Source organism: Pseudomonas xantholysinigenes (assembly GCF_014268885.2).
Lineage (GTDB): Bacteria > Pseudomonadota > Gammaproteobacteria > Pseudomonadales > Pseudomonadaceae > Aquipseudomonas > Aquipseudomonas xantholysinigenes.
Genome location: NZ_CP077095.1, coordinates 3,723,454 through 3,741,292 on the forward strand (window position 1 = coordinate 3,723,454; position 17,839 = coordinate 3,741,292).

General features: G+C 66.8%; 7 protein-coding genes. 3 read left to right on the top strand and 4 right to left on the bottom strand.

Annotated elements, in window-relative coordinates:
- Positions 1-163: 163 nt before the first annotated feature.
- On the bottom strand, positions 164-13,111 hold the full coding sequence (locus HU772_RS16545; protein WP_186661976.1) for a non-ribosomal peptide synthetase: 12,948 nt from the start codon (positions 13,109-13,111) through the stop codon (positions 164-166).
- Between the two features lie 308 nt (positions 13,112-13,419).
- Here HU772_RS16545 and HU772_RS16550 point away from each other — a divergent pair, with 308 nt between their 5' ends.
- Complete coding sequence (locus tag HU772_RS16550) at positions 13,420-13,947, top strand: RNA polymerase factor sigma-70 (protein WP_186661975.1); 528 nt, start codon at positions 13,420-13,422, stop codon at positions 13,945-13,947.
- A 109-nt stretch (positions 13,948-14,056) separates the two neighbouring features.
- Here HU772_RS16550 and HU772_RS16555 read toward each other — a convergent pair whose 3' ends face one another.
- The gene (locus tag HU772_RS16555) at positions 14,057-15,070 is read right to left on the bottom strand and encodes a GNAT family N-acetyltransferase (protein WP_186661974.1); all 1,014 of its coding nucleotides are present in this window, start codon (positions 15,068-15,070) and stop codon (positions 14,057-14,059) included.
- 63 nt (positions 15,071-15,133) lie between these two features.
- Positions 15,134-15,928: a substrate-binding periplasmic protein gene (locus HU772_RS16560; protein WP_186661973.1), complete on the bottom strand. Its 795-nt coding sequence runs from the start codon at positions 15,926-15,928 to the stop codon at positions 15,134-15,136.
- A gap of 196 nt (positions 15,929-16,124) precedes the next feature.
- On the opposite strand from HU772_RS16560, the gene HU772_RS16565 reads away from it, so the two are divergent.
- Both HU772_RS16565 and ppnP read left to right on the top strand, forming a co-directional pair.
- Positions 16,125-16,676 (top strand): 3'-5' exonuclease, encoded by a 552-nt coding sequence (locus HU772_RS16565; protein ID WP_186661972.1) that lies wholly within the window; start codon positions 16,125-16,127, stop codon positions 16,674-16,676.
- 73 nt (positions 16,677-16,749) lie between these two features.
- Entirely contained in the window at positions 16,750-17,034 is a 285-nt protein-coding gene (gene ppnP, locus HU772_RS16570) for a pyrimidine/purine nucleoside phosphorylase (protein WP_186661971.1), read from the top strand.
- A gap of 100 nt (positions 17,035-17,134) precedes the next feature.
- Here the strand turns inward: ppnP and HU772_RS16575 are convergent, their stop codons facing one another.
- Positions 17,135-17,827 (bottom strand): alpha/beta family hydrolase, encoded by a 693-nt coding sequence (locus tag HU772_RS16575; RefSeq protein WP_225923163.1) that lies wholly within the window; start codon positions 17,825-17,827, stop codon positions 17,135-17,137.
- Positions 17,828-17,839: the final 12 nt, after the last annotated feature.

Below are 17,839 nucleotides of genomic sequence, written 5' to 3' on the forward strand. Positions count from 1 at the left end.
GCGACGCGGCGCCTGGCACCAGCTATGCCGGTGTTCGCGGGGCAAGCCCGCTCCCACAGGAATCGCGCTAGCTTTAGAAATTGAGCAAGACAGTTGCTCCCACAGGGACAATAGGTACCTGCGCGACAGCCCAGCCCCAAAGGACTGGGCGATCGCCTAGGCCTTACAGCGCCTCCAGCTCAGCCATCAGATCGCTCAGGCGGTCGACCTTGTCTTCGTCGAGTGCGCTGTCCTGCAGCCCGCGCACATAGTCCGCCAGCTCCTCCACCGTGCTGCACTCGAACATCGCCCGCAACGGCACGTTCAACTGCAAGGCTTTCTGCACCCGCGAGGCGATCTGCGTCGCCAGCAGCGAATGCCCGCCCAGCTCGAAGAAGTTGTCGCGCACGCCCACCCGCTGCGCCTTGAGCACATCGGCCCAGATGCCGGCGAGGGTCTGCTCCAGCTCGTCACGCGGCGCCAGGTAGGCCTGGCTGTGCTGGCCGCCGATCTCGATGGCCGGCAGCGCCTTGCGGTCGAGCTTGCCGTTGGCGTTGTGCGGCAGGCTGTCGAACCAGCCCCAGTGCAGCGGCACCATGTACTCCGGCAGCTCGGCACGCAGGCGGTGCTTGAGCTGGTCGAGCAGGTCGGCATCGGCGGTGACGCCCTGGTGGGCCACCAGGTAGCCGACCAGGTGCTTGCCATTGACGCCCTCCTGCACACCCACCGCGGCATCGCGCAACTCCGGCTGCTCGTGCAGGCGCGCTTCGATCTCGCCCAGCTCGATGCGATAACCCCGGATCTTCACCTGATGGTCGATACGTCCAACGTACTCCAGCACACCATCGGGTCGGCGGCGGGCCAGGTCGCCGGTGCGATACAGGCGTTCGCCCGGCGCGCCGTAAGGGTGCGGGATGAAGGCCTGGGCGGTACGCAGCGGATCGCCCACATAGCCACGCCCCACGCCGGTGCCGGCGACACACAACTCGCCCACCGCGCCCAGCGGCACCAGGGTCTGGTCCTCGCCGAGCAGGTACAGGCGGTTGTTGTCGGTCGGCGTGCCGATCGGCAGGTAGCTGCCTTGGGTCGAGGCGACATCGACGCGGAAGAACGCCACATCGTCCGAACACTCCGCCGGGCCATAGGCATTGACCAGGCCAATGGCCGGGTAGCGCTGCAGCCACTGGGCGGCCAGTTCTGGCGGCATCGCCTCGCCGGTGGGCAGCATCCAGCGCAAGCCGTCGAGGGCCTGGTGGTCGCTGGCGAGCATGCCCTGGATCAGCGACGGCACGCTTTCCAGCACGGTGATGCCGGTGTCCTGGACATGCGCCAGCAGGCCCTGCGGATCGTGGGCGATGGCATTGGGCACGATCTGCACCGTGGCGCCGAACAGCGGCGCGGCCAGGAACTGCCACACCGAAATATCGAAGCTCTGCGAGGCGGTCTGGGCGATCACGTCCTGCTCGTCCAGCGCCAGGTACGGCACCTTGCTCAGCTGGTTGTTGAGCATGCCGCGCTGCTCGACCATCACGCCCTTGGGCAGGCCGGTGGAGCCGGAGGTGTAGATCACATAGGCCAGGTTGTCCGGGGCACTGTGGATGCCGGGGTTGTGGCTGGCCACGTTGCTCGCCTGCACCTCTTCCCACACCAGCAGCTTAGGCCGCACCGCGCCGGCCACTTCATCGAGCAACTGGCGCGCCTGCTCGGCGCAGGCGGCGCTGCACACCAGCACTGGCGTACGGCTCAACTCGACGATGCGTTGCAGGCGCGCCGACGGCAGGCCCGGGTCCAAAGGCAGGTAGCCGGCGCCGGCCTTGAAGCTGCCGACGATCATGCCCAGCAGCGCCAGGCCACGCTCGGCCAGCAACGCCACCGGCTGGTCGATGGCCACGCCCGCCGCGACCAGGGCATGCCCGAGGCGGTTGGCCGCCACGTTCAGCCCGGCATAGTCGTAGGACGCCTCCAGGCAGCGGGCGACGGTGCGCTGCGGATGGGCGGCGACGCGCGCCTCGAACAGCTCGACGTAGCTTTGTTCCAGGGCGTAGCGGTGCGCGGTGCGGTTGCAGTCCTCGAGCAGGAAGCGTTGCTCTTCGGCGCCCAGCAGCGGCAAGGCGTCGACCTCGCCGTCAAAGCCTTCCACCAATGCCAGCAACAGGCGCTTGAACTCCGCCAGCAGACGCTCGACGGTGGCGAAGTCGAAGTAGCGCTGGTCAAACGACAGGTGCAGGCCCAGGTCGTCGCCGGGGTAGCACACCGCGGTCAGTGGGAAGTTGGTGTGGGTCCGGCCCGAATCGGAGCTGGCGTTCAGGTGCTGGGCATGGTCGAGCACCGCGGTTTCCACCGGGGCGTTCTCGAACACGAACAGGCTGTCGAACAACGGCTGGCCCTTGGGCAGCTCGCTGCACTCCTGGATCGCCACCAGCGGCAGGTACTCGTACTCACGCAGTTGCATGTTGCATTCGAGCAGGCCCTGCAACCACTGGCGCACACTGCGCCGCTCGCCCAGCTGGGGCAGTTGCACGCGCAAGGCGATGCTGTTGATGAACAGGCCGACGGTGCGCTGCATCTGCGGCAGGCTCACCGGGCGCCCGGCCACGGTGACGCCGAACACCACATCGCGTTCGCCGCTGTAGCGCGCCAGGGTCAGCGCCCAGGCCGCCTGAGCGAAGGTGTTGACGGTCAGCTGGTGGGCCTGGGCCAACTCGCGCAGGCGCGCACCTTCACTGACCTCGAGGCGGGTGTAGCAATCCCCCACGACCATGCCGTCGCCGGCGTGGTCATGGCGCAGCGGTCGGTCGCTGGGCACCGCCGTGGCCCGTTCGAAACCGGCCAGGTTGTCGTGCCACCACTGGCGCGCCTCGGCCAAGTCCTGGCGCTGCAACCAGCCAATGTAGTCGCGGTAGCGCGGCGGCACCGGCAACTTCGCCTGGCGGCCCTCGCCGAGGGCCTGGTACAGCTCGAAGAAGTCGTTCATCAGCAGCGAGCGGCACCAGGCATCGATGAGGATGTGATGGTTGCTCATCATGAACCAGTAGCGCGCCTTGTCCACCCGCACCAGGCGCAGGTGGAACGGTGCTTCGCGCAGCAGTTCGAAACCGGCCTCGCGCTCCTCTTTATGCAGCGCTTGCAGGCGCGCTTCCTGGGCCGCCTCGTCTAGACCGCGCCAATCCTGGTAGTCCAGCGCCAGGTTGCCCGGCTTGTGGATGATCTGCAGCATCGCCTCGCCGGCGTTCCAGCTGAACGAGGCGCGCAGCGCTTCGTGACGCGCGACCACGGCCTGCCAGGCCTGAGCGAAGCGCTCGGGGTCCAGGGCGCTGTTGATCCGGTAGCGGTCCTGCATGTAGTACAGGCCGGTGCCAGGTTCCAGCAGGGTGTGCAGCAGCAGGCCTTCCTGCATCGGCGTCAGTGGGTAGACGTCTTCGATCTCGGCGGCCGGCACCGGCAGCGCGTCGATCTGCTCCTGGGTCAGCTGCGCCAGTGGGAAGTCCGATGGCGTGAAGCTGCCGTTGCCTTCGGTCAGGCAGTGCGCGACCAGGGCCAGCAGTTCCTGGCGATAGGTATCGGCCAAGGCGGCGATGGTCGACGCCTCGAAACGCTCGGCGCTGAAGGTCCAGCGCAGTTGCAGGGCACCGCCATAGACCTGGCCGTCGACGCTCAACCAGTTCGGCAGCGGCGCATCCAGGTCATGGGCCAGGCCCGCCGGCGCATCCAGCGGCTGGAACAAGGCCGCGGCGTCGAACTGCTGGTCAAACTGGCCGAGGTAGTTGAAGGTGATACGCGCCTGGGGCAACGCCGCCATGCGCTCGCGCCCGGCCGGATCGGCCAGGTAGCGCAGCACGCCATAGCCCTGGCCCTTGTGCGGCACCTGGCGCAGTTGCTCCTTGATGCCCTTGATCGACGCGGCCCGGGCCACGTCGTCGTCACCCTGCGCAGGGCTCAGGCTCAGCGGATAGGCATTGGTGAACCAGCCGACGCTGCGGGTCAGGTCCATGTCTTCGAACAGGCCATCGCGGCCATGGCCTTCAAGCTGCACCAGCACCTGGGCATCGCCGGTCCAGCGGCACAGGGTGCGCGCCAGGGCGGTCAGCAACAGGTCGTTGACCTGGGTGCGGTAGGCCGCCGGGGCTTGCTGCAGCAGTTGCCGGGTCTGCTCGACATCCAGCTCGATGGCCAAGCTCTGGGCATGGCGTTGCAGGTTGCCACCCTGCGGATGATCGCAGGGCAGCTCATGGCGGGCATCGCCCAGTTGGGCTTCCCACCAGTTCAGTTCGTCGCGCAGTGAGTCGCTGCCGGCGTAGCTGGCCAGGCGCGCCGCCCAATCGCCCATGGCGTGGGTCTTGGCCGCCAGCGTTTCACCACGGTACAGCGCCTGCAGGTCTTCCAACAGCACGCGCCAGGAGACGCCATCGACCACCAGGTGGTGGATCGCCAGCAGCAAGCGTTGCGCGCCCTGCCCGTCGGTCACCAGCAAGGCACGCAGCAGCGGGCCCTGGTCGAGATCGAGGCTGCGTTGCACATCGGTGTACAGCGCCTGGCAAGCGTCGAAGTCGCCCACTGTGGCGGTCCACAACAGCGGCTGAGCGACCGGCTGGGCATAATCGCCCTGCCAGCGACCATTGGCCTGGATGAAGCGCAGGCGCAGGCTGTCGTGGTGCGCCACCAGCGCGCCGAGGGCCTGCTCCAGTTGCTCGGCCTGCAAGGGCTGGCGCGCCTCGAGCAGCACCGCCTGGTTCCAGTGTTGCGGCTGCGCCACCGCGCTGTCGAAGAACCAGTGCTGGATCGGCGTCAGGCCAATGCGCCCCTGGCGCGCGCCCTGCTCGATGTCGCTGGGCGCGGCGCTGCGGGTCACTACCGCCGCCAGGGTCTGGATGGTCTGGTGCTGGAACAGGTCACGCGGGGTGAACTGCAAGCCCAGTTGACGAGCACGGCTGACCACCTGGATCGACAGGATCGAATCGCCGCCCAACTCGAAGAAGTTGTCCTGCACGCCGATGCGCGAAACATTGAGCACCTCGCGCCAGACCTGCGCCAGCTGGCTTTCCAGCTCGTTGGCCGGGGCCTGGTAGTGCTGGCGCGCCTGTTCCAGGTCCGGGGCCGGCAGCGCGCGACGGTCGAGCTTGCCATTGCCCATCAGCGGCAGGCGCTCGAGCAGCACCAGGTGGGCCGGCACCATGTAGTCCGGCAGATGCAGCCGGGCATCGGCCTTGACCGCTTCACGCAGCAGGGCCTGGGCCTCGCTGTCGCCAGTCGCCTGCCTGCACACCAGGTACCCTACCAGCTGCTTGCCGCCCGGCAGGTCGAGGGCCAGGACCACGGCTTCGTCGACATCCGCGTGCGCTTGCAGGCTGCTCTCGATTTCACCGAGCTCGATACGGTAGCCACGGATCTTCACCTGCTGGTCGGCGCGGCCGATGTACTCTACCAACCCGTCGGCGCGCAGCCGCACCAGGTCACCGGTGCGGTACAGGCGCCCACCGTCGGCGCTGAACGGGTCGGCGACGAAGCGTTCGGCGCTGAGCCCCGGGCGGTCATGGTAGCCCTGGGCCAGGCCGGCGCCACCGATGTACAACTCACCGATACCGCCCTGCGCCAGCAAGGCCAGATCCTCGTCGAGGATATAGGCGCTACGGGCACCGATCACCCGGCCGATCGGCACGCTGCCGGCGTCGACGGGCAGCGCTTCAGGCGCCAGGCAAGCCAGCGGCATGACCACCGTTTCGGTCGGGCCATAGGCATTGAAGAACTGCTGCGGCGTGAACGCCTGGCGAATGCGCTGCAGGTGCTCGCCGGTCAAGGCTTCACCGCCGGTGATCACCAGCCGCACGGGCAGTTGTTCACCTTGCATGGCCAAGTGTTGGGCCAACTGGCTGCCGTAGCTTGGGGTGAATCCGAGAATGCTGACCTGCTGCGTGCGCACCAGTTGGCAGATTTCCTCGGCGTCCCATTGACCCTGGGCGCGCAGCACCACACGGGCGCCACACAGCAAGGGGGTCAGCAGCCGCTCGCTGGCGGCGTCGAAGTTGATCGAATAGAAGTGCAGTTCGCAGTCGTCGCTGCGCATGCCGAATTCAGCGATCACCGCCTGGCAGTGCATGGCGATCTCGCCATGGCTGACCACCACGCCTTTGGGCTTGCCGGTGGAGCCGGAGGTGTAGATCAGATAGGCCTGGTGCTGCGCCAGGTTGAGGTTGTCCAGCGGTGCATCGCTGTAGGCCGACAGGCTTGCGCCATCGTCCTCCAGGCACCAACTGGCCACGCCCTCGGGCAATGGCGCCAGGCGCTCGAGCAGCTCGCGCTGGCCAAGCAACAGGCCCAGGCGACTGTCCTCGATCATGTAGCGCAGGCGGTCGAGCGGGTATTCCGGGTCCAACGGCACATAGGCGCCACCGGCCTTGAGGATCGCCAGCAGGCCGACCACCATCTCCAGCGAGCGCTCCAGCGCCAGGCCGACGCGCACCTGCGGGCCGACCCCGCGCTCGCGCAGGGCGCGGGCCAGGCGGTTGGCCTGCTGGTCCAGTTCAGCGTAGCTCAGGTGCTGGCCGGCGAAGGTCAGCGCCAGGGCCTGCGGCGTGCGCTCGGCCTGGGCGGCGAACAGCCCATGCAGGGTCTGATCGAGGGCGAGATCCTGTTCACCCTGGAGCTGGCCGATCAGCAACTGTTGCTCGGCATCGCCGAGCATCGGCAGCTCGCAAAGACGCTGGGCCGGGTTGTCGAGCAAGGCCACCAGCAGCTGCTGCCAGTGCTCGGCCATGCGCGCGATGCGCGGCTCGTCGAACAGGTCGCGGCTGTAGGTGAAGCAGCAACCCAGGCGGCCGTCGAGGTCGGTGACCTCCAGGTACAGGTCGAACTTGGTGGCGCTGGCGTCGTTGACCAAATAGTCGACCTGCATGCCGACCAACTCGCGGCTTTGCTGGAACGCCCAGCGCTGCACGTTGCACATCACCTGGAACAGCGGGTTGTAGGCGCTCGAACGCGGCGGCTGCAAGGCTTCGACCAATTGCTCGAACGGCAGGTCCTGGTGCGACTGGCCCTCGATGATGACCTGGCGCAGCTGTTCGAGCAGCGCCTGGGCGCTCATCTGCCCATCGAGCTCACACCGCAGTACCTGGGTATTGAGGAAGGCACCGATCAGCCCTTCACTCTCCGGGCGGATGCGGTTGGCCACCGGCGCGCCGATGCGCAGGTCGCGCTGGCCGCTGTAGCGGTGCAGCAACGCGGCCAGGGTGGCGGTCATGGTCATGAACAGGGTCAGACCCTGCTGGCTGTTGAAGGCATGCACGCGCTGCACCAGCGCAGGGTCGAGGTCGAAGCGGTACAGCGCGCCACGGTGGCTCTGTACCGCTGGGCGTGGCCGGTCGCTCGGCAGCGCCAGCACCGGGTGTTCATCACCCAGGCGTGCCTGCCAGTAGGCCAGCTGCCGGGCGCCCTCGCCGCTGTCCAGCCACTGGCGTTGCCACACGCTGTAGTCGAGATACTGCACCGGCAACGGCGCCAGGGGTGATTCGCGTTCGTCGACGAAGGCTTCGTACAGCTCGCCCAGTTCGCGGGCAAAGATGTCCATGGCCCAGCCTTCGGTAACGATATGGTGCAGGGTCAGCACGAAGTAATGCTCGCGCTCACCGGCCTTGACCAGGCAGGCACGCAACAACGGCCCACGCTCCAGATCGAACGGCAGGTGCGCCTGGTCGTCGGCCAGCTGCTGCAAGCGTTGCTCGCGCAGCTCGGCGCTGACGCTACTGAAATCATGCCAGGCCAGTTGCACACCGCTGTCGTCGGCCACGCACTGGTAGGGCTTGCCATCGATGCTGGGGAAGGTGGTGCGCAGGGTCTCGTGGCGCACGATCAACGCTTGCAGGGCACGTTCGAAAGCGTCCACATGCAGCACACCACGCAGGCGCGCCATGCCGCCGACGTTGTAGGCCGGGCTGTCGGGTTCCATCTGCCAGAGGAACCACATGCGTTGCTGCGAATAGGACAGCGGCACGGCCTGGCGGCGGTCGACCCGGACGATGGCGCCTTGCTGGTTACGCGCGCCACTGTCCTGCAGGCGGGCGATCTCGGCACAGAACGCGCCCAATTCGCTGGCCTCGAACAAGGCCTTGAGCGGCAGCTCGACATCCAGCGCCTGACGGGTGCGCGAGACGATCTGGGTGGCCAACAGCGAATGGCCGCCCAGGGCGAAGAAATCATCCTGCAAGCCAATGCGCGGCAGGTTCAGCACTTCGCGCCAGATCGCCGCGACCTGTTGCTGCAACGCCGATTGCGGCTCGACATGCTCGCGCTGCTGCCACACCGGGGCCGGCAGCGCCTTGCGCTCGACCTTGCCGCTTGGCCCCAGGGGCATCTGCGCCAGGTGGATCAGTTGCGCCGGCACCATGTAGGCCGGCAGGCGCTCGGCCAGGGTGGCGAGCAAGGCGGCGGTCTGTTCGACCCCGCTGTAGTAGCCCACCAACTGCGCACCCACGGCATCCTTGTGGATCAGCACCAACGCCTGCTCGACGCCTGCCTGGGCCAGCAGCACGGCCTGGACCTCCTCGGGCTCGACACGGAAGCCACGCACCTTCACCTGCTGGTCAAGGCGCCCGAGGTAATCCAGCGCGGCGCTGCCCACCTGCCAGCGCGCGCGGTCGCCGCTGCGGTACAGCCGTGCGCCGTCACCGTCGGGCTGGGGCACGAAACGTTCGGCGGTCAGGCCGGCACGGCCGAGGTAACCACGGGCCAGGCCCGCGCCGCCCAGGCACAGTTCACCCGGCACACCCGGCGCGGTCAGTTCGAATTCATCGTCGAGCACCCGGCACAGCACATTGCCCAGCGGCCGGCCGATCGGCGAGCGCTCGCCGTCACTGGCCTGGCAGTGCCAGTGGGTGACGTTGATCGCGGTCTCGGTCGGCCCATAACGGTTGTGCAACTGCACCTGGGGCAGCAGTTGCAGCACACGATCGCGCAGCGCCGCGGACAACGCCTCGCCGCCGGAGAACAAGCGACGCAGGCTGCTGCAACCGGCGGCCAGCGGTTCCTGGACGAACACCTGGAGCAACGGCGGCACGAAGTGCAGCGTGGTCACCCCATGCTGCTGGACCAGCTGCGCGATACGCTGCGGATCGCGGTGCTCGCCAGGGCCGGCCAGCACCAGTTTGCAGCCGCTGAGCAGTGGCCAGAAGCACTCCCACACCGACACATCGAAGCTGATCGGTGCCTTCTGCATCAGTACGTCACTTTCATTCAGGGCATAAGCCTGTTGCATCCAGTGCAGGCGTTCGGCCAATGCCGCATGGGTATTGCCCACGCCCTTGGGCTGGCCGGTGGAACCCGAGGTGTAGATCACATAGGCCAGGTTGTCGCCGTGCAGGTGCAGGCCCGGAGCCTGGCTCGGCCAGCTGTCCAGGTGCAACTGGTCGAGGGCGATGGCGCTGACGCCGTCGACCTGGGGCAGCGTGTCGAGCAGGTCGCTGTGGCTGAGCAGCAGGCCGGCCTTGCAGTCGGCGAGCATGTAGGCCAGGCGTTCGGCCGGGTAGTCGGTGTCGAGCGGCACATAGGCGCCGCCGGCCTTGAGGATCGCCAGCAAACCGATCAGCAGCTGTGGCGAGCGCTCCAGGGCGATGGCCACGCAGGTATCGGGGCCGACGCCCTTGTCGCGCAGGTAGTGCGCCAGGCGGTTGGCCTGCTGGTGCAGCTCGGCGTAGTCGAGCTGGCCGCCGTCCCAGACCAGCGCGGTGCGCTCGGGGGTCTGCCGGGCCTGCTCGTTGAGCTGCTCGACGACCAGCCCTGGCGCGCTGGCCATCGGCGCCTGGCCCCAGCTCAGCAGCTGCGCACGGCCCTGCTCATCCAGCAGTTGCACTTCGCCAAGGGCGAGGTCCGGCGCGGCGCAGACCTGCTCCAGCAACGCCAGCAGATGGCCGGCCAGGCGTTGGACGGTAACGGGTTCGAACAGCCCGACGGCGTAGTCGAACGCCAGCGTCAGGCGGCCCTGGTGGTCTTCCTCGCTGTGCAGTTGCAAGTCGATCTTGGCTTCGCGACTGTGCCACGGCAGTTCCTCGGCCAGCAGGCCGGGCAGTCGACGCAGGGCCGACAGGTCGCGTTGCTGGTGGTTGAACATGACCTGGAACAATCCCTGCTCGCGGGCCTTCGGTAGCGCTTCGAGCAACTGCTCGAACGGCAGGTCCTGGTGCGCCTGGGCCTCCAGGGTCGCCTGGCGCACCTGCCCCAGCAGCTGGGCAAATGGCAGGCGGCCATCGAGCTCGGCGCGCAACACCTGGGTGTTGATGAAGAAACCGACCATGCCTTGGGTTTCCTGGCGCGGGCGGTTGGCGTTGGGCACGCCGACACGGATATCGCCCTGGCCGCTGTAGCGATGCAGCAGCGCTTGCCAGCCGGCCAGCAGGACCATGAACAGGCTGGCCTGCTGGTCACGGGCCAGGTCTTTCAGGGCCGCGCCAAGCTGGGCCGGCACCTTGACGCTCAGGCGCGCGGCACGCGGATCGCGCAGGCTGGCCCGTGGCTGGTCGGTGCACAGGTCGAGCACCGCCAGTTCGCCATCGAGCTTGGCTTGCCAGTACGCCAGTTGGCGGGCGCTTTCGCCATCGGCCAGCCACTGGCGCTGCCAGTTGCCGTAGTCGGCATAGCCCAGGGGCAGTTCGGCCAGGCTCACTGGCTGGCCTTGGGCTGCGTACAGGCGGGCGAACTCGTCGAGCAGGATATTCAGCGACCAGCCGTCGGCGACGATATGGTGCAGGGTTACCCACAACTGGTGCTGCTCGTCGTCGAGGCGCGCCAGGGTCACCCGCAGCAGCGGCCCTTGGCGCAGGTCGAAGGGCTGTTGCGCTTCCTGTTCGCGGCGCGCCGCCACTTCGTCGGCCTCGAGGCCTTCGAGGTCCAGGCGCTGCACGCTGAGCGGCAGGCTCGGCAGGATGCGTTGCAGGGCCTGGCCATCGACCTCGTCGAAGACCGTGCGCAGGGACTCGTGGCGCGCCACCAAGGCCTGGAAGCTGGCCTGCAGGGCGTCTTCATCGAGCTCGCCACGCAAGTGCAGGCCAGCCGGAATGTTGTAGGCGGCCGATTGCGGCTCAAGCTGCCACAGCAACCACAACCGATTCTGCGCCAGCGACTGGGCCAACGCCTGGTCACGGCCCTGGTGGTCGATGCGCCCGACGACGCGGTTGCCATCCGCGAGAATGGTCGCCACCGCGGCGCTGTAGTCGGCCAGGGTCGGCGCTTCGAACAGGGTTCGCAAACTCAGCTGGATGCCGAGTTCATCACTCAACCGCGCGCTCACCTGGGTGGCGACGATGGAGTTGCCGCCCAACAGCAGGAAATGATCATCCGCCGCGACCGCTTCCACGCCCAGCAGCTCACGCCAGATAGCGGCGATACGGGTTTGCAGGGCGTCGCCGGTGGTATTGGCGAGCGCCTGCGCCGGTGCAGAAGGGAAACGCGCGTAGCAATCGAGGCTGCCGTCGTCCATGCGCAGACGGCATGCTGAACGTTGCAGCTTGCCGCTGGAAGTCTTGGGCAAGGCTCCCGGATTGAGCAACAGCACCACCGCCGGCGCCTGGCGGCAGGCGTCGGCGATCACTCGGCGCAGGGTGTTGATCAATTCATCGGGCTGGCGGGCTTTCTGTACGTTGCGACTGATCTCCACCGCCACGCCGATGCCCTCCTCGCCCTGGTCATCGACGGCGAACACCGCCACCCGCCCCTTGCGCAGGTCGCCGACCTCGCGCTCCAAGGTCTTTTCCAGGTCCTGCGGGTAGAGGTTCTGGCCACGGACGATCAGCATGTCCTTGAGCCGGCCGGTGACGAACACTTCGCCGTCACGCATGAAGCCCAGGTCGCCGGTGCGCAGCCAGGTCTGGCCATCGCGCTCGACGAAGGTACGGGCGCTGGCCTCGGGGTTGCGCCAGTAGCCCAGGGCGATGCTCGGCCCGGCCGCCCAGATTTCACCAACCTGGTTGTCGCCCAGCGCGTCCAGGCGCTGCGGCTCGACGATGCGCACCGCGTGATCCGGCTGCGGATAACCGCAGCTCATCAGCACACTGCCCTGGCCCGCTTCGGCGCGGTTGGCAGCGAATGCCTCGGCGTCCAGCTCCAGGGCGCCGATGCCCTGGCCACGGCGGCTGCCGCTGACGAACAGGGTGGCCTCGGCCAGGCCGTAGCTGGCGAAGAAGCTGCTGGGCTGGAAGCCACAGGCGGCGAACTTCCCGGCGAAGGTATCGAGGCTGTCCTGGCGAATCGGCTCGGAGCCGGAGTAGGCCACGCGCCAGCGGCTCAGGTCGAGCCCGGCCAGGGCCGATTCGCTGACCCGCTCACTGCACAGGCGGTAGGCGAAATCCGGACCGCCACTGATGGTGCCGCCGTATTCGCTGATCGCCTGCAACCAGCGCAGGGGCCGGGCGAGGAAGTAGCCCGGCGACATCAGCACGCACGGCACGCCGCTGAAGATCGGCTGCAACAGGCCACCGATCAGGCCCATGTCGTGGTACAGCGGCAGCCAGCTGACGATCACGTCATCGGGGTTGAGGTCGATGCCGAAACCGTGGCGGATCAGCTGCTCGTTGGCCACCAGGTTGCCGTGGCTGACCTGCACGCCCTTGGGCAACGCCGTGGAGCCGGAGGTGTACTGCAGAAAGGCGATGTCATGCCCCGCCAATACCGGCTCGCGCCATTGCGCGGCGAGCTGCGGGTCCAGGCGGTCCACCGCCAGCAGGGTCGGGCCATTGTCCGCAGCCAGGGCATCAAGGCCCTGCAAACTGTCACACAGCGCCTCTACCGTCAGCAGCAGACGCGGTTCGGCGTCGGCGATGATCGACAGCAGGCGTTCCTGATGGTGCTGGCGCGACGACTCCGGCGGATAGGCCGGCACCGCGATCACCCCGGCGTACAGGCAGCCGAAGAACGCCGCGACATAGTCCGGCCCGCTGGGAAACAGCAGCACGGCGCGCTCGCCGAAGTCGGCACGGGCCTGCAAGGCCGCGGCGATGGTGCGGGCACGCTGGTCGAGATCCCGGTAGCTGAGCACCGCCTGTTCACCGGGCGCGTCGGCGAGAAAGCGCAAGGCAATCCGTTCCGGGGTCTGGGCGGCGCGCTGTGCCAGGGCCTGGACCAGCGAGTGCGGGAGTTCGAAGGCGTCCGTCATGGAATGTTCCTGCCAGTGTCTGGGTGAGTCGTGCCTGGCTGGCCCCGCGCATGACAGGCGGGCAGCGTTCGGCAGCCGGATGTACACAGGGGAACGGATGGACGGGGCAACAAATTAGGCCCGGATCAGGCCAATGCAAGTGGCGCGGTTGACGTGCTTCACAGCGTCGCCGCTTAGAACTGAAATCAATCGAAACTCATTAACTTTCGTATTTGACAATCATTATCATTACGCATAGCTTGTCGCACGTCGTAGGAAGCATCCCCTTGAGGTGTGCTCCCTTTCCCCTCTGAGACAAGGTGATTTCCATGGCGGAACAACTATCCACAAGTAAGTGCGATTCACCATTACTCCAGGCGTTCGTCGACAACCGCAACATCCTGGTCAAGATCGCGGCGCGCATCACCGGCTGCCGTTCGCGCGCCGAGGATGTGGTGCAGGACGCCTTCTTCCGGCTCAGCGCCGCCCCGCAGATCACTTCATCGTTCAAGGCCCAGCTCAGCTACCTGCTCCAGATCGTGCGCAACCTGGCCATCGATCACTACCGCAAGCAGGCCATGGAGCTGAAGTACTCCGGCAGTGAAGAGGAGGGCCTGAACGTGGTCATCCAGAACGCCTCGCCCGAAGCCACCCACATCAACCTCGCCACCCTCGAGCACATCGCCGCCTCGCTCAACGAGCTGCCCGCGCGCACCCGCTATGCCTTCGAGATGTACCGGCTGCATGGCGTGCCGCAAAAGGACATCGCCAAGGAGCTCGGGGTCTCGCCGACGCTGGTCAACTTCATGATCCGCGATGCGCTGATCCACTGCCGCAAGAGCAGCCGCCAGGGCTGACAGCACGGTTCACCGGCAAGCCGACTCCTACACAGCGCCCAACCTCAGCCCGTAGGAGCCAGCCTTGCTGGCGAAGCAGACAACGCCGGCACCTACAAGACAACGCACCTCACACCAAGGTGCAGCGCTCGAAGAACCGCTCACGCCCCAGGATCATCAGCGCCGCACGCTTGTGCGGGAAATCGAATTCTTTTTCGCAATGGAAGCACTGGTCGTGCATGTAGCCGATCATCTTGCCGTTGTCGGCGCGCGGCTCGGCCACCACCCGCTGGGTACGCGGGTCATCGAGGAACAGGTAGTGGACCAGCGCCGACAGCCAGCTGGCGACCTTGTGCGGCCCGCGGTGCGCTTCCTCGCCGACCAGCATGTGAATACCACGATCGTAGTCGTCGGCTGGGTAGAACGGCGCGATACGATCTTCCTTGGCCCAATAGGCTTCGAAATAAGCGAAGGGCTCATCGTCAAAACAGCCGATCAAGGTCAGGGTGTGCGGATCCTGTTCGAGCTTGTCCAGGTATTCGCGATGCTGCGCCAGCGTGCCGCCCTCCTGCCAGAAATGCGCCACGCGCGGGTTGTTCTGCCAACGGTTGAAGCGCTCCAGGTCCTGCTCGATCTCCAGGGTACGCAGCGACACCCATGCCCCCAGGCGCGCATCGAAACGTCGATACACCTCGCCACGCGGCTTGGGCGTGCGGCGTGGATGACGCTTGCCCTGGCTGATCTGCATCTGCTGCGGGTAAACGCCGGCCAAGGTCTCGCCCAGCCAGGGCTGGGGCAACTGCCAGAACAACGTGCGCTCGCACAGGTACTGCCCCGGCGCCTCGCCCGGCACCAGCAAGCCACTGGCCACCGCCTGCGGTTGGGCCTGCGGCAAGTGCCAGACCAGGCGCTGGCAGGCCGGATCACGCGACAGCAGCCAATAGCAGGCGGCCCACAGCGCTTGCTCCGGGCGCTCGGGGCAGACCTGCTCGAGGTGCACATGCACCCCATCCGCCGCCACCAGGCGCACCCCGATCAAGGGGCGTCCTTCCAGGGTGAGGCTCAGGTGGCAATCGCCTTCGTCGGCGTGCAAGGTGCGCCACCGGGGCGCGCAAAGGGGGGGCGAAGCGGCATCGAACGGCATGGTCATGACTCACGGCAAGTGAAAGAAGGCTCACTCCAGTGAACGTGACCGGCCCTGGGCAATTTAGTCGTGCGGGGCTTGGACGGTGATCTGGTAAGGCTGGAAGATTCGCAACAGCTCACCGTTTTCGCGCAGGCCGCGCAGCAGGCCGGCAAATGCCTCGGGGCTGATCGGCGCGTCGGGACGCAACAACGCGTAGTGATGGTAGACCTGGTCGACCCGCGTCGAAGCCATGAGCACACTTTCGGGATTGCGTTTGAGAAAATCGATCAGGTAGGAGCGAGTCACCAGGGCAATATCGGCACGCCCACGCTCGACCATGTTCAGGTTGCTGTCATGGGAGTAGGTCAGGGTCGCGCGAAAGCGCTTCTTCAGGTAAGCCGGATCCGGATTGAAATCGGCGAAGGCGTAGTGATAGCCGTTGAACAGCGCCAGGCGCTTGCCGTCAAGCTCGTCGAAATAGCGCTGGTCACGCTCGGCCTGTCGCCGGGTGACGAAGATCTCGGCATCCTCAAGGCCCATGTCCACGGCCTTGTGCGCGATGCCCTGCCAGCCCCATTGCGGGTTCTCGAAGATCGCCATGTCGGTGCGGCCCTGCTGAAAATCACCGAAGCGCCTGGGGATTGAGGTCGGTACCAGGACGAAACGGTACTGCCCCTGCATCCGATTGAGGGCCTCCACCAACTGCGGCAGCAGGCCAGTATCGGCGCCCTGCTCCGGGCGCACCGTGTAGGGTGGGAAATGCGCCGCCCCCACTTTCACCTCACGGGCCTCGTCGGCCCGCGCCGCGGCTGTCAGCAACAAGGTAGCGAACAACAGCAGGGAAGACGACAGCTTGAGGCTGGGCAGAGGGATCAAGTCGGGACACTCATCACAGGTTGGGGCCTTAATGCGCTAAAGCTAGGCGTTTTCCCTGACCGGCACAACCGCCGGATATGCCAAAGTGCCAGGGGATGCCGTGCGCGCCGACTTTGGCTACGCTCTACTGGCCCGCGCGCTGGCGCCTCTTCGAGGCCTTACCGGCGGGCCTTCGCGCATTGATAGGGAGCCTGGCATGGGCCATTGGTTGGTGATCGACCTGGAAGCCACCACCGACGAGGGTGGCTGGCCGGTCACGGATATGGAAGTCATCGAGATCGGCGCGAGCCTGGTCACCCGCGACGGCCGCGAGGTCGAGCATTTTCAGCGTTTCGTGCGGCCTCGGCGGCGGCCGCAACTGACCCCGTTCTGCCGCGAGCTGACTCACATCCGCCAGGCCGACGTCGATGGCGCCGCGCCTTTCGCCGAGGTCTGGGGGCAGTTCGAGCGCTGGCTGACGCATCACCAGGGACACTTGCAGGCCTGGGTCAGCTGGGGCGACTACGACCGCAAGCAGTTGCTGCAGGAATGGCAGTCGCACCAGGTGCACAGCCTGCTGGCGCAACTGCCGCACATCAACCTCAAGCAGCGCTTCGCCAAGGCCCGCCACCTGCAGCGCCCGACCGGGCTGAACGGTGCCCTGCAACTGGCCGGGCTGCAGTTTGCCGGGCGCCAGCACCGGGCCCTGGAAGATGCGCGCAACACCGCCCGCCTGCTGCCCTTGAGCCTGCCGGCGGGAGACGCCTGAAACAGATGACGTCGCGGCGGGCCTTGGGCATACTGGCCAGCCCATTTTTCAGCCCTTTTCCAGGAGCCGCTCCATGTTCAAGGTCAATGAGTACTTCGATGGCACCGTCAAGTCGATCGCCTTCGAAGGCCAGGAAGGTCCGGCCACCGTCGGCGTCATGGCCCCGGGCGAATACGAGTTCGGCACCGCCAAGCGCGAGATCATGCACGTGGTCTGCGGCGCCCTGACCGTCAAGTTGCCGGGCAGCGACAACTGGGAAAAGTTCGGCGCGGGCAGCCAGTTCAACGTGCCGGCCGACAGCAAGTTCCAGCTCAAGGTCGCCGTCGATACCGCCTACCTGTGCGAGTACCGCGACTAAGCTGTCGCCTGCACCGGCCTCTTCGCGGGTAAACCCGCTCCCACAGGTTCAGCACTGCCCTTGACCTGTGGCAGCGGGCTTGCCCGCGAAGAAGGCAGCATCAACTCTTCAGGAAACCTGCCACCTTTTCCGCAGCCGCCTGCAGATGCTGCTCATGGCTGAACCCCGAAGCCTTCAACGGCTTCAAGTCATGATCCGCCGCCGCCAGCCAGTTCACCTCGATCGCCGGCGATAACTCATACCCCGCCACCGCCTCGCGATTGCCCAGGGCATCCCGCTCGCCCTGCACGATCAGCGTCGGCGTGCGCAGCCCCGCCAGATGCTCGACCCGGGGCTTCTCTGGCTTGCCCACCGCATAGAACGGATAGCCCAGGCACACCAGCGCGTGCGCGCCGAGTTCGTCGGCGAGCAAACTGGCCATGCGCCCGCCCATGGACTTGCCGCCCACGGCCAACTTGCCCGCGACCAAAGGTCGCACCTGTTCGTATACAGTCCGCCAGGCTTCGAGCAACAGCTTCTGCGGATTGGGCGGCCGCTTGCCGCCGCCGACACGCCGCTCGGCCATGTACGGAAACTCGAAGCGCACCACCCCTACCCCTTGCCCTGCCAGCCTTTGCGCCATGTCCTCCATGAACCCGCTGTCCATCGGCGCACCGGCGCCATGGGCCAGGATCAGGCAGGCGCAAACGCTGCGATCCCCCGTAGTTTTCGGAGGATCGCAGCGCAAGCCTGGGACATTTCCGATCTTCGCCCATTGATCCCCGTCAATACCGGCACTTAGCCCATTAATCATGCTTGCCTCGCT

Coding starts and splice junctions, on each gene's coding strand:
- HU772_RS16545 (WP_186661976.1), bottom strand. CDS start 13,111: ATGACGGACGCCTTCGAACTCCCGCACTCGCTGGTCCAGGCCCTGGCA.
- HU772_RS16550 (WP_186661975.1), top strand. CDS start 13,420: ATGGCGGAACAACTATCCACAAGTAAGTGCGATTCACCATTACTCCAG.
- HU772_RS16555 (WP_186661974.1), bottom strand. CDS start 15,070: ATGCCGTTCGATGCCGCTTCGCCCCCCCTTTGCGCGCCCCGGTGGCGC.
- HU772_RS16565 (WP_186661972.1), top strand. CDS start 16,125: ATGGGCCATTGGTTGGTGATCGACCTGGAAGCCACCACCGACGAGGGT.
- ppnP (WP_186661971.1), top strand. CDS start 16,750: ATGTTCAAGGTCAATGAGTACTTCGATGGCACCGTCAAGTCGATCGCC.
- HU772_RS16575 (WP_225923163.1), bottom strand. CDS start 17,827: ATGATTAATGGGCTAAGTGCCGGTATTGACGGGGATCAATGGGCGAAG.